We start from the raw sequence: 12973 nt of genomic DNA, 5'->3' as shown, positions 1-12973 counted from the left end.
TTTAAAAAGACTTTTATTAATTTATTTTTTCTTAAATGTATTGATTTTTTGCGGTTGGGACCAACCTAAAACTCATGTGAAGAAGATTTAAATTAAAATGAATTCTTTTTAAATCAATCTATTAAGACTGATGCAAAGCTACACTTTTTAATTTTAAACGTATATTTTCTCTATGTTATCAAATATTTAACAAAAATAGAATCGTTGATCTGTATCTTTAATTCGTACTACTAATTATACAAATGGAAAACTTTAAAACCATTGCTATATTTTCATTCCCTACGGAATATCATGTGTTACAACATCTACTGGAACAAGGAGCTATTAGTTTTATTTTCCAAAATGAAACTATGATTAGTGTCTTGCCTTTTCATAGTAATCCTTTTGGAGGAATTAGATTGAAAGTACACAAAGATGATATTGAAAAAGCGAAGAAAATTATGAATTCTTTAGAGGATGATTCGCATCTTTCAGTGGTTTAGTCTAGTTGCTTTTTTATAAGGATATTACTTTGCACAGTGTTATAAAGACAGGTAGTATCCTTTTCTTTTTAGCTGATATTATAAGTTATTTTTTATAAAATTAAAATAATACGCTTTTTTTGCTACCGCAAAAATGTTCTAAATATATTCTTATTGATGATCAAAATTTGATACTTATCCCTGTTATTAACAACTATATAATAATAATCAATTTCTTTTTAAAAATTTAAAATAAAAATGATGCTCATGATGGCATGTTAATAGCTACGATAAGTTTATTTATTGTTCCTTGTTTTTAAAGTTACTTTTTATTCTGCTTGGGTTATGAACAGTTTGTTAGATAAATGGCCTCTTGAAAATCATAGGATTAGTATTGTTAGTTAACAACGTTTAAAACTACTATTAACAGCTAGAAAATAATAAGTTTTATAAACTTTCCTGTTAAGAAGTGATCCTTTATTTCTGAAAAGTGAACGATAAGTAGCCTAGTTATTTTTAGTAAAAGCCAACTATTATTTGCTATGTAAAAACCGATTGAATCTCACAAATATTTCTTTCTTTTTTAGGCGTATAGATATGAACAGTCTTGTTAACCTAATTGTTAATAGTCTCAATTGTTCATATCTACACCTTATTCACAATAAAAAATTGAGCTACTTTCCTTTATCTTTGTTAAAATTTTTAACAGGTATATTAATTTAAAAATTTCTGCTTTTGTATATTGAGCGGAGTCGAAGTATGAAAATAGCTATAGGAAACGATCACGCAGGACCAGAATATAAAGGAGCCATTGTAAACTTTTTAAAAAGCAAAGGGCACGAAGTTGAAAATTATGGAACCGATACCGTAGAAAGTGTAGATTATCCAGACTTCGCAAATCCTGTAGCAGAAGCAGTTAATAATAATGAAGTTACTTACGGTATTCTTATCTGCGGAAGTGCTAACGGTGTTGCAATGACGGCTAATAAATACTCTAAAGTTCGTGCAGGAATTTGTTGGACCAAAGAAATTACTAGCTTAACACGCCAGCATAACGATGCAAATATAATTTGTATTCCAGCAAGGTACACTTCAATCCCACAAGCAGTGGCAATGGTTGAAACTTTTTTAACTACTGAATTTGAAGGGGGTAGACATCAAAATCGCGTTGATAAAATCTGCCATTAAAAAATGTACGATTTACGATTTTAGAGGCACTATATTTTTATAATTAAAATTTAATGACTCAATTTAAGTTTCTCACTTTGTTATGGAGGGGTATAAAACTTTTTTGATTGGGTGGTTTTTTAAATTAAAAAGGATTTCTAAAATATTTAGAGATTTAATTAAACACAATCTAATAAATTACAAGTTATGCTGTTAATATGAAAATAGCCGTTAAAACCTTTCAAGAATTAAACACACAGGAACTATACGATTTATTACAACTAAGAAGTGAAGTTTTTGTGGTAGAACAAGATTGTGTTTATCAAGATATTGATGGTAAAGATTTAAAAGCACTTCATATTATAGGTGTAAAAGACGATAAAATAGTGGCTTACACTAGATGTTTTGCTCCAGGGATTTATTTTGAAGAGGCTGCAATTGGTAGGGTAGTGGTTCCATTAGAAGAACGTAAATATGGGTATGGCCACGATATAATGAAAGCCTCTATTAAAGCTATTTCTGGGCATTATGATACACAAGACATCAAACTATCTGGACAAGAGCATCTTAAAAAGTTCTATGAAAGTCATGGATTTAAACAAATTGGTGAGGGCTATTTAGAAGATGGGATTCCGCATATTGCGATGGTTACTGCTTAAAACTATTTTACCTACCTGACACTATAAAAAATATTGTTTAAAAGAAGTTTAAAAACGCGGCCGCTCTAATATTCCATTTTGCTATACGATTTAGGAATCGAGCAAATCATAAAGTCTTTCCAAGTGATTATAATAGAATATTAAACGGGAAGATTAAATTATAATTGTAAACAGCAATTACTTTAAAATCCTTTTATATTCCTTTTCGTCATTTAACACGTCCATCGCTGCTTTAATTTCTAGGTTGTTGACTACTTGATAATCATATAGACCTTCTCGGTAAAAATAACGCTTCAAAATTTCATCAGAGAGTAGCGACATGATTTCGGCCTTTTTTGCTATTATTTTTTTATCCTTTGCTTTATCTAAAGAAGCTATTAATGCAATGTAGCTATTGTTTATTTCATCCTTAAGACCGTCATCATCGGCACGACGCATAGCTTCTTCAAATTTTGTTTCAGTTTCGGTCTCATAATCAAAGTTGTTATCCTTTAAAAACTTTATAAAATCTTGAAAATCGTTTTCTGTTATTTTAAAGTTTGACCAATCACTCATTTGGTTTTTATAGTGGTATTCTGTAGCATAATCAAAGATGGCTTGATCCTTCAGCAATGCAGTGGTTACCGTGCTAAATTCTGCTGTTTCCAGTTCTATGTCAGGTAAAATACCGCCACCATCGTAAACGGTTCTTCCTCCTTTCGTTTTAAATGCGTTGTATTCTTTTGACTCTTTTCTTACGGGGTCACCATTTTCATCTCGGTTCCAATAATCTAATGCTTGTATGCATCTTCCGCTAGGGGTGTAGTAGCGAGAAATAGTTACTTTTAATTGCGTTCCATAAGTTAATTTTTTAGGTCTTTGTACAAGTCCTTTTCCAAAACTTCGAGCCCCAACAATTACCGCTCTATCTAAGTCTTGCAATCCGCCAGAAACAATTTCACTAGCAGATGCGCTGCGACCATTAACCAATACCGCTAACGGAATTTCAGTGTCAACAGGCTCTTTTGTGGTTTTATATACCTTGTTGTATTTTTCAATAGAAGATTTGGTGGTGGTAATAACCTCGCCTTTCGGCACAAAAAGATTTACGATACTAATGGCTTCGTTTAACAAACCTCCTGGATTTCCACGTAAGTCTAAGATGATTTTTTTTGCTCCTTTCAGCTTTAAATCTTCCAGCGCACTTTTAGTTTGTGAGGTTGTTTTGCGATTAAATGCACTCAAAACAATATAACCTATGTCGTTATTAATCAGTTTATAATAAGGAACGGCATTTATCTCAACAGACCCTCTTGTGATATCAGTCATCTGTTTTTTGCCTTGGCGCATAAAAGTAACTTCAACGCTTGATCCTGTATTTCCTTTTAACATATCTCTCGGGTCGTCTTCGTATCCTTCTACATTTGTAGACCCTACTTTAATAATTTCGTCACCAGCTTTTAACCCCGCTTTATCTGCTGGATAATCTTTAAATGGTTCTATAATAATTAATTTTTCTCCAGTCGATCTTACGGTTGCGCCAATACCCGTATAAACACCACTATTTTTGATCCGGCTATCCTCTACCGCTTGTTCATTCCAATAAACCGTATATGGATCTAAATCTTCCAGTACTCCTTTAATCGCGTTATCCATTAATGTTGCCGGGGTAACTTCATCAACATAGTTCATATTCAACTCTTTGTAAAGCGTTGTGAATATTTCTAATTGTTTTGCAATTTCAAAAAAATCGCTTTTTACCGCGGAGGTAAAACCTACAGAAATTACGAGAATCGCAGACAGTAATACAGGAAGGATAAATTTATTTTTCATATTCATTGCTCGTGAAAACGAGTATCTATTAATTAATGTCCGAGAGGTCGGGAGCCTATTATTTTACTATTTATTTACGGAAAGGCGGAAGCAATAATTTATAATTTTAGCACTAACCGAAACGTAAGAAACGCATTTAATATTTTTATTTCCTTTTGCTGCGTTTGATGAATCCTCTGATTATCAAAATAAACAAAATAGCAAGAACCAACAAGGGCCACATGTATAAAATTCCTAAAAAGAAAACTGAAACTCCATTCCAACCTCCTTGAAAGGCATTTATTATTTTGTGACCGTAGGAAACCCTTACGCCTGTTTCTGCGGTAACTTTATAAAACGATAGGCTAATCGTGCTCATCGAGACTTGGCTCTCCAAATATTGTAAACGTCCTTGCCGTGCTTCAATTTCTTCTCGAATACTAGAAAGCCCTCGCTCTATCTCTAGCATGTCTTTTACATTTTGAGCTTTTTTAAGTAGCTCTAAATAGCGTTTTTCTAATTCTTTCTTTGCCTTTAGTCGCGCTTCGATATCTACAAATTCCTCGGTAACATCACGTCTTGTAATTTCACGTCGGTCAAAATATGCCACACCATCCCCAATCTTATCGATGACCGATTGAAAATTTTCTGAAGGAACCTTAATGGTAAGATTTCTAAATAGACGACTGTGGTTTATGCCAGAATTGTCTGTTTGTACAATGCCCTTGTACTGTTGTGTTAGTTGGAGTATTATTTTATGTTCCGCATCTATATCTTGGGTTTCAAATGTAAGAGAGGCATTTTTGACTATTTTTTGCGCTATTACTTCGCCCGATGGAGGTGCTGGAGGCGGAGTCATTTGTCGAACTATTGAGGATTCTTCATATTCAGGAACGGTCGTATTACACCCATTCAACAATAAAAGACTTAAAACTAAACTAAACTTTAGCATCGCACAATTTTTTAAGTAAGACAATAAAGGATTTTTTCACTAATTTAAAATCGGCTACTTCCTTTCCTATGTAGATAAAGAGAAGTACAAAGGTAGTGCCGTTCTTTTCGAGTGTTTCGGCTTTTTGTGTTCGGTAGCTTTCTCGCATTAAACGTTTTAAGCGATTTCTGGTTACAGCGAGTTTAAAACTTCTTTTAGGAGCAGTGAATCCGGCTTTGGTGTCGGGTGCTTTATCAGTAGGCAAATACAAGACTTTTATAGGGTATTTCGTAAGCCCTTTTCCTTCATTAAAAAGCTGTGTGATAACTTTTCTAGACTTTAATTTTTGAGACTTTGGGAAGGATTGGTTCATCAGGGGTAAAGATATGAAAAGATGCCATTTCATTATATTTTTTAGAGACACGATTGGTATGTTTGCGATTTACCGCGTCTCGTCGTTAATACGATTCATATTAGATCTCTCAAAAAATAAATGTAGAGGAAATCTTAGAGAACCATACGAACCTTGATTTAGTGGAGCCTATTATCTTAACCAACCAGATTTATGCTGCGCGAAAAATAAATAATAAGAGCATACCTGGCTCCAGTAAAACCGAAGAAAAAGCGTTCATAAACAAAAGGGGCTAGGACAGGAGCTAAGGGCCTAAGGCTCCATAAAAACGCATCCAAGTCAATTAGATAATATAAAGAAAAATCAATAAAGAATTTAGTTGGCAAGGCGGAATTTATGACCTTATAATTAGGGGTCAAAAAACACTCGCCCGCATTAGAAAATATATTTAAAAGAATCCAGAAAAACGGGAACGAAACGAGAATAATGTTTGGGGTTTAGAAATCAAAAAAGCTTACCATATTTAAACATAGCAAGCTTTTTATTTCTTTATACAACAGATACGTGACGAGTCGTGCCGCTACTCAATGCCGTAGGTGTTATTCTCATCATTAATATCTGCCATCCTTTTTGAGGCATCAATCATCATTGATTTTACTTTTTTGTCGCTAGGAATACTTAACTCGTAAGTTGGATGCGCCCAAGCCCAATCTTTTGCTGTTGTGCGCTTCGTTCCATTATATTCTTCTGGCTTTTCACCACGCATCATTTGCAACGGAATATAAAATTGTTCCTGAGATCCGTCAACATAGGTTATATCTAAGTCTACAGGCATCCCCATTACTCCAATACGCTCTAAAGTTACGACAGTAGCGTCTTTTCGGGCTTCAACGTTTTTAATGCCGTAATCAATGGTATTTGTTGTTTGCATAAAATCCATGAGATACCAGTCTAATTCAAGACCGCTTACTTTTTCAGCAACACGAATAAAATCGTTAGGTGTTGGGTGTTTGAAAGCCCATTCATCGAAATAACGTTTTAATGTTTTTTCTAAGTTTTCCTTTCCAATAACATATCCTAGTTGAGACAGGAATACAGACCCTTTAGCATAGGCTACCATGCCGTATGATCTATTTAGAGTATACCTATCTGCATGCGTCGTAGCAGGTTGTTCGTTGCCGCTTTTCGCTAAAAATTGATATCCGCGATACGATCCAGCATGAGGGTTTGGTTTTTTTTCGTCGTTAATTACATTCATTGCTTCGTTACTAATATAGGAAGTAAAGCCTTCGTCCATCCATTCGTGCTTAGCTTCATTTGTCGCTAATAAAAACTGAAACCAACTGTGCGCTAACTCATGCGCAGTAACACCCATTAAGCTTCCAAAGTTTCTGTTACCGGTAATTAGTGTTGCCATCGCATATTCCATACCACCGTCACCCCCTTGTATCACTGAGTATTGTTTGTAAGGGTATTCACCAATATTTTCGTTGAAATAGGCCATCATTTCAGCTGTTTTTGGCTGAAGATTTGTCCAGTTTTCTTTAATCTCAGGGTTGTTTTTGTAGTAAAAATTAAGTGTTACACCGTTAGGACCTTCGTATTTGTCGTGAATGTAGTCTGGATCTGCAGCCCAAGTAAAGTCATGAACATTGGGCGCTGTAAAGTGCCAAGAACGCTTACCTTTCCTAAGTTTTTTAACGGCACTATAATCGTTTTCGCCTAAAACATTTTCAGCATTGTATCCAGTACCCGCTACAACATACGCTTCATCTATTTTTACAGTTACATCAAAATTACCCCAAGGGCTGTGAAATTCGCGACCAATATAAGGGTCTGCGTGCCATCCTTGGAAATCATATTCAGCCAGTTTTGGATACCACTGTGTCATAGAAAAACGAACACCTTCTTCATTATCCCTACCACTACGCCGTATTTGTAAAGGCACTTGTGCATCCCATTCCATCTCAAACGTCGTGCTTGTTCCAGGTTGGATTGGAGTGTTTAAATTAACTTCTAATACCGTTCCCACAACTTCATATTCTAACGCTTTGCCGTCTTGTGTCAACTTTAGAGGCTTTATATATCCTATTTCGTCAGGCTTTAAATTGAAGATGCGTTCGCCTACGCGAGGATCTGCATCTTCTATAGTGCGAGAACGAACGTCCATTTCACTTCCTGGTTGAAAGGCATTAAAATAAAGGTGATAAAAAACACGGACCAATACATCTGGTGAGTTATTAGTATATACTAATTTTTGTTCTCCTTTGTATTGATTTGCGACTGCATCTACATCAATTACCATGGTGTAATCAACAGCCTGCTGCCAATAAGAAGTGTTGTTTTGTGCTGTAATATTTCCGAGGAAAAAAGAGAACACAGCCATTAAAAAAAATGTTCTAATCATAATTTTTGAAAATTTAAAAATTTAAAACCTGTTATTGTTTTAACATCTAGCTTTAAAAAAGTGCAAGCTGAGCGCAGCCTAAGTTACATTTTAGACGCCATAATTAATGCGTTATACATGTTTACCATTTTTCCAGAGGTTGAAATATTTGTAAACCCGTCTGTGTTAGAAGGATCGCCTCCTAGAACAACCTGAGTCTTTGTTGAAAGACCACTGTCCATTAAAATTTGTTTCACTTGCTTTGCAGAAAGCTTGGGATAATGTGATCTAATCACTGCTGCAACTCCTGCAACATTTGGAGAAGCCATAGAGGTTCCCTGTAAGTATTCATAGGTGTTTAATGGTGTTGTTGACCAAATTTTAACCCCTGGACCAAACACATCTACGTTGGTTTTTCCATAATTTGAAAAGTTAGCCACCAGGTCTCCACCATATTTATAGTTAAGGGCTCCAACAGTTAAAAAGGTATCGCTTATTTCAGCGCCATTTTTTTGTTGATCATTTGGATATACAATATTTTCATCTAAGTTTAGACCTTCGTTTCCTGCTGCATTTACGATTAGCACGTCTTTTTTTGCTGCATATTTTATAGCGTCTACGACCCATTCAGGATGTGTAGAATAATACTTTCCAAAACTTGTATTAATTACTTTTGCTCCGTTGTCTACTGCATATCTAAGAGCGTTTGCGATGTCTTTGTCATATTCATCACCATCTGGCACAGCGCGCAGCACCATGATTTCTACGTTGTCTGCAACTCCATCTAAACCAATTCCATTGTTGCGTTGTGCGGCAATAATTCCGGCAACATGGGTACCGTGCCTAGCATCTGCTTTTTTATCATCTGGACCATCTACATCATTATTTCCGTAATATGGGTTGCTGTTGTCATCTGGATTGTCTCCTAAATGTTTAGACCTAAAGTCGCCCTTAAGATTAAAATGGGTATTTACCCTATCTGAACTAGATTGAATAGCGCCCTCTAATAACACTATAAATTCAGGAATGGTGCCTGCATAATTTAGCATTTGTTTTAGCATCCCTATTTGTTGTTGCTCATCTGCTGTTGGGCCTGCTATTGCAGAGAGGTCCGTTTCAGAATAATCCTCTTTCCCTAATTTACTTGTCATTGCTTTATGAGCAGGCTTTAATTGTGAAATCATCCCGCTATATCGAGAAACCGTTTCTGAAGTTTGCTTTAGCTCTTTGTCATACTCAGCTTTAGCCTTTTGATATAGCGCAAATTCTTCTCGGTCTGAAGTACTAATGGAAGATTCCTTTTTCCCGTCATATTTAGGACTAAGCTTGCGAATAATTCTTGTGTATTCCATGTTTTCCGCAACGATGTTTCCTAAGAAATTCCATCCGTGGATGTCATCTATATATCCGTTTTTGTCATCATCTTTTCCGTTACCCGCAATTTCTTTTGGGTTGGTCCAGATTATATTTTTAAGATCTTCGTGCTCAATATCAATTCCACTATCAACAACCGCGACAATTACTTTATGTCCTTTTTTATTTTTGATAATTTCTTTGTAAGCTCTTTCAACACCCATTCCTGGAACGGTATCTTGTGCAAGATCCATTAAGCTCCATTTTTTGAGTTGCGTTTCTTCTAAGGGAGTTATTTTAAGAGGAAGTGTATCAATGTTTTTTATGGGGGTAGAAACGATAGGAGCAACTCCACATCCAACTAATAAAGCGGCAGTTGCCGAAATAATCAAAGTACTTTTAATAAATTTCATCAGTATATAATATTTTATATTTAGGAAGATGGTACGCCCAGCTTATTCATCTTCTTTTGGTTTGCAAAATTGTTGTTGGGCATTTTATTGTCCTGGTGTTAATTAAATAATTCTTCGCAGGTAAAAACTTCATTGATTCGCACTCCTTTTTCGGTTTTTTTTACGGTAATAATTTGATTGTGAGCGTCATGTTCTAAAAACAAATAATAGTTATCTGTTGCTGCGGCATTCAAAAACGTTTCTTTTTCGGGTAATGTTAGTAGCGGTCTTGTGTCATAGCCCATTACAAATGGCAATGGTAAGTGACCTGCTGTGGGAAGCAAATCTGCCATGAAAACGATTGTTTTGTTTTTGTATTGCAGCATTGGCAACATCTGCTTTTCGGTATGTCCATCTGCAAAGAAAATATCAAAAGGGAGCTTATTTTTTTTAGCAAAATTACTCTTACTAGTTTCTAAGGAAAGGTTTTCTGAAGGTGCGTTTACAAACTTTAATTGCCCGCTCTCCCGCATTGGAATAATGTTTTCTTTTAAAAAGGAAGCTTTTTCTCTTCTGTTTGGGTTCGTTGCCCAGTCCCAATGATTTTGATTGCTCCAAAAAGAAGCGTTTTTAAAAGCGGGCTCGTACCCTGTTCTATCTTTGTTCCATTGTACACTGCCGCCGCAATGGTCAAAATGAAGGTGCGTCATAAAAACATCAGTTACATCATCTCGATGAAAACCTGCGTTTTTAAGGGAGTCGTCTAATGTGTGATTTCCCCATTTAAAATAATATCCAAAGAATTTTTCAGATTGCTTATCACCCATTCCAGTATCGATTAATATCAATCTATTCCCATCTTCAATCAAGAGACAACGCGCCGCAATGTCAATCATATTATTGTTGTCAGCTGGATTGGTTCTGGTCCATAAAGATTTTGGGACAACACCAAACATAGCGCCGCCATCAAGTTTAAAATTTCCTGCCTCGATAGGGTGTAACTTCATAAGTGCGCAAAATACAAAAAGACCACACAATAAATTGACAACTAAATCTTAAAAGTTTTCTTACGGTTTTATATGAAATGACGGCGACTTTTTTGGCGAATGACGGGTGTTTTGTTTTTTAAGACTTGAATGCTAATGCAAGTTGCGCCTGTAGGTTGTTAAAAAATGCTATTTTTAGCCTTCAACCAAAAACACACTTTTGAAAAAATTAGAACGAAGCCTTTCCATAACCTCTGTTATCGCTATAAGTATTGGGGGAATGTTAGGGAGTGGTATATTTGTATTACCTGGGTTAGCAGCGGCTAAAACAGGGTCTTCAGTTTGGTTGGCCTATCTGCTCGCTGCGCTTTGTATTTTGCCCGCAGCATTATCAAAAAGTGAATTAGCGACGGCCATGCCGAAATCGGGGGGCACCTACGTATATATAGAACGGGCATTTGGACCTCTTTTTGGAACCGTATCAGGAATTGGACTTTGGCTTTCTTTGTTATTGAAGAGCTCGTTTGCATTGGTTGGGTTTGGAGCTTACCTGTCTGTTTTAGTCACGATTGCACCAGAGCTCACAAAATTTGTTGCGGTAGGCTTTTTAGGATTGATATTATTTTTAAACATTTTAGGTGTTAAAAAGGTTGGGAAGGTGCAAATTGTTATTGTTACGATTAGTTTAATTGCACTTAGTCTTATTCTTATTTTTGGACTGCCTAATGTGCAAACATTATTACTAAAACCTTTTACCACTAATGGTAATACAGGACTAACGGCGACAGTAGCGTTTGTCTATATTTCATATGCAGGGGTAACCAAAGTAGCCGCAATTGCGGGTGAAATAAAAAACCCAAATAGAAACTTACCATTAGCCATGATTTTGTCGCTTTTAATCATGACCACGATATATGTATGTATCACTTTTGTGTTAGTAGGAAATATTCCGTTGGAAGCATTATCTACAGATTTAAAGCCAATTTATACTATTTCGGAACAATTAGGAGGCAAGACCGTGGGTATAATAGCTGCCGTGGTTGGCGTTATTACGTTAATTTCTATGGCTAATTCTGGTGTGCTTGCAGCATCGAGGTTTCCATTTGCAATGGCAATGGACAAGCTATTGCCTTCATTTATGAGTAAAATACATTCAAAATACCTTACACCTGTAGTCACTATAGTTATGACCTGTGGTGTAATGGCCCTTGTAATTTTGTTTTTAGACGTAGAAAAAATAGCCAAACTTGCAAGCGCTTTTATGGTAATGATGTTTATTCTAGTAAACCTAGCGGTTATTATATTACGCGAAACATCTGCCCAATGGTACAATCCTCCTTACAGATCGCCGCTATACCCCATAATGCAATTATTTGGAATTGTATCAGGAATTGTATTGCTCGTGTTTTTAGGGCTTATGCCTTTTGTGGCTATCATTTCTATTTTTGTTTTAGGAATTGTTGTTTACTTTCTTTTTGGTAAAAATGCAACTCGCACAGGTGTTTTGCGTAATTATGGACATAGGCCCGCCTTGTATTTATTTTATAAGAAGAAAAATAGAAAACAATTTTCTGAAAAGAGCAGGCGTAAAATAGCGCCACAAAATTTTGACGGAGCCCTTATGAAAGAGGCAGGAGTGGTGGTTCCTTTATTGGGAAATGAAAACAGTGCTGAAATGTTAGTAGAAATGGGTGCCGCCATCAATAGAAAACAAAAATTACAAATTGTAAACATTACAGAAGTCCCAAATCAAACATTTTTGGATGCAGTCATCGAAGAAAACCCCAAAACTCTTTCGGTAGCAAGAAGAATTAGCGGACTTGCTAAAGCTAAAAAAATCAATGTCGATTTTGAAGCCGTTGTCACCCACGACCTATCTAATACCATACACGATTTAAGCGATCATACGCTTTGCGAGTGGCTGGTAATGGGATGGAACGGTAGAGCACATAGCGGTATCTTTATTAGCAACCCTATAGGTTGGTTATTAACACATATAGACAGCAACTTCGCATTGTTTAAGGACAATGGAGTTAGAAATTTCAGTGAAATTGTTCTAGCCTTACGTCCAGGAAGAACGAACAAGAGTTTTATTGCTGTTGCTCATAGAATTTGTAGCTTTTACGAAGCTTCATTAACTATTTTACACGTAGTGTCGTCTAAAGTTTCAGAAGAAGGCATAACCAGTATGAAAAGACACACAGAAGCCTTATTACAAAATATAGACACAAACAGTAGTGTGTTAATCATAAAAAGCGATGATCCAATTACAACTATTTCAAAAACATCTGCTAGTTTTGATCTGTTGCTTTTAGGGACTCCTCAAAAAGACAATTGGCTCAGCATTTTATTTGGTACTGGAAAAGATAAATTTACGGAGACTTCTGCTTGTTCCGTATTGCGCCTTACTATGAAAGAAGAAGGATAAAACAGATAGATTTTTTAACAATTGCTATGTTTACTATCTTTATTTTTACATCTAAAAGAAATACTTC

The 12973-nt window shown here is 35.7% G+C and carries 10 protein-coding genes; 4 read left to right on the top strand and 6 right to left on the bottom strand.

Features of this window, described 5'->3' with window-relative positions:
* Nucleotides 1-242: 242 nt before the first annotated feature.
* From ABXT67_RS05370 to ABXT67_RS05360, 3 genes are all read left to right on the top strand, one after another.
* A complete protein-coding gene (locus ABXT67_RS05370) occupies nucleotides 243-482 on the top strand; it encodes a DUF2007 domain-containing protein (protein WP_415376253.1) in 240 nt (79 codons plus the stop codon).
* A 738-nt stretch (nucleotides 483-1220) separates the two neighbouring features.
* Nucleotides 1221-1649, top strand: coding sequence for a ribose 5-phosphate isomerase B (rpiB, locus tag ABXT67_RS05365; RefSeq protein WP_415376252.1), 429 nt, complete (start codon nucleotides 1221-1223; stop codon nucleotides 1647-1649).
* Between the two features lie 197 nt (nucleotides 1650-1846).
* The gene (locus ABXT67_RS05360) at nucleotides 1847-2287 is read left to right on the top strand and encodes a GNAT family N-acetyltransferase (RefSeq protein ID WP_415376251.1); all 441 of its coding nucleotides are present in this window, start codon (nucleotides 1847-1849) and stop codon (nucleotides 2285-2287) included.
* A gap of 177 nt (nucleotides 2288-2464) precedes the next feature.
* On the opposite strand, the gene ABXT67_RS05355 is transcribed toward ABXT67_RS05360, so the two are convergent.
* From ABXT67_RS05355 to ABXT67_RS05330, 6 genes are all read right to left on the bottom strand, one after another.
* Entirely contained in the window at nucleotides 2465-4099 is a 1635-nt protein-coding gene (locus ABXT67_RS05355) for a S41 family peptidase (RefSeq protein ID WP_415376250.1), read from the bottom strand.
* 145 nt (nucleotides 4100-4244) lie between these two features.
* Nucleotides 4245-5030: a DUF4349 domain-containing protein gene (locus ABXT67_RS05350; RefSeq protein ID WP_415376249.1), complete on the bottom strand. Its 786-nt coding sequence runs from the start codon at nucleotides 5028-5030 to the stop codon at nucleotides 4245-4247.
* Nucleotides 5017-5415 (bottom strand): ribonuclease P protein component, encoded by a 399-nt coding sequence (rnpA, locus tag ABXT67_RS05345; protein WP_415376248.1) that lies wholly within the window; start codon nucleotides 5413-5415, stop codon nucleotides 5017-5019. Before rnpA ends, ABXT67_RS05350 begins: the two co-directional genes overlap by 14 nt.
* A gap of 526 nt (nucleotides 5416-5941) precedes the next feature.
* Complete coding sequence (locus ABXT67_RS05340; RefSeq protein WP_415376247.1) at nucleotides 5942-7768, bottom strand: M1 family metallopeptidase; 1827 nt, start codon at nucleotides 7766-7768, stop codon at nucleotides 5942-5944.
* A gap of 83 nt (nucleotides 7769-7851) precedes the next feature.
* Complete coding sequence (locus ABXT67_RS05335; RefSeq protein WP_415376246.1) at nucleotides 7852-9513, bottom strand: S8 family peptidase; 1662 nt, start codon at nucleotides 9511-9513, stop codon at nucleotides 7852-7854.
* A 98-nt stretch (nucleotides 9514-9611) separates the two neighbouring features.
* The gene (locus ABXT67_RS05330; RefSeq protein ID WP_415376245.1) at nucleotides 9612-10499 is read right to left on the bottom strand and encodes an MBL fold metallo-hydrolase; all 888 of its coding nucleotides are present in this window, start codon (nucleotides 10497-10499) and stop codon (nucleotides 9612-9614) included.
* 199 nt (nucleotides 10500-10698) lie between these two features.
* Here ABXT67_RS05330 and ABXT67_RS05325 point away from each other — a divergent pair, with 199 nt between their 5' ends.
* Entirely contained in the window at nucleotides 10699-12906 is a 2208-nt protein-coding gene (locus ABXT67_RS05325) for an APC family permease (RefSeq protein ID WP_415376244.1), read from the top strand.
* Nucleotides 12907-12973: the final 67 nt, after the last annotated feature.

The sequence above is a fragment of the Patiriisocius sp. Uisw_017 genome (genome assembly GCF_047731265.1).
GTDB lineage: Bacteria > Bacteroidota > Bacteroidia > Flavobacteriales > Flavobacteriaceae > Patiriisocius.
The sequence above is the reverse complement of the archived record's forward strand: the minus strand, read 5'-3'. Positions and strand labels throughout refer to the sequence as shown.

Excerpts from the sequence above, each read along its gene's own strand:
- ABXT67_RS05335 (WP_415376246.1), bottom strand. The coding sequence starts at position 9,513 with ATGAAATTTATTAAAAGTACTTTGATTATTTCGGCAACTGCCGCTTTA.
- ABXT67_RS05360 (WP_415376251.1), top strand. The coding sequence starts at position 1,847 with ATGAAAATAGCCGTTAAAACCTTTCAAGAATTAAACACACAGGAACTA.
- ABXT67_RS05370 (WP_415376253.1), top strand. The coding sequence starts at position 243 with ATGGAAAACTTTAAAACCATTGCTATATTTTCATTCCCTACGGAATAT.
- rpiB (WP_415376252.1), top strand. The coding sequence starts at position 1,221 with ATGAAAATAGCTATAGGAAACGATCACGCAGGACCAGAATATAAAGGA.
- ABXT67_RS05350 (WP_415376249.1), bottom strand. The coding sequence starts at position 5,030 with ATGCTAAAGTTTAGTTTAGTTTTAAGTCTTTTATTGTTGAATGGGTGT.
- ABXT67_RS05330 (WP_415376245.1), bottom strand. The coding sequence starts at position 10,499 with ATGAAGTTACACCCTATCGAGGCAGGAAATTTTAAACTTGATGGCGGC.
- ABXT67_RS05340 (WP_415376247.1), bottom strand. The coding sequence starts at position 7,768 with ATGATTAGAACATTTTTTTTAATGGCTGTGTTCTCTTTTTTCCTCGGA.
- ABXT67_RS05355 (WP_415376250.1), bottom strand. The coding sequence starts at position 4,099 with ATGAAAAATAAATTTATCCTTCCTGTATTACTGTCTGCGATTCTCGTA.
- rnpA (WP_415376248.1), bottom strand. The coding sequence starts at position 5,415 with ATGAAATGGCATCTTTTCATATCTTTACCCCTGATGAACCAATCCTTC.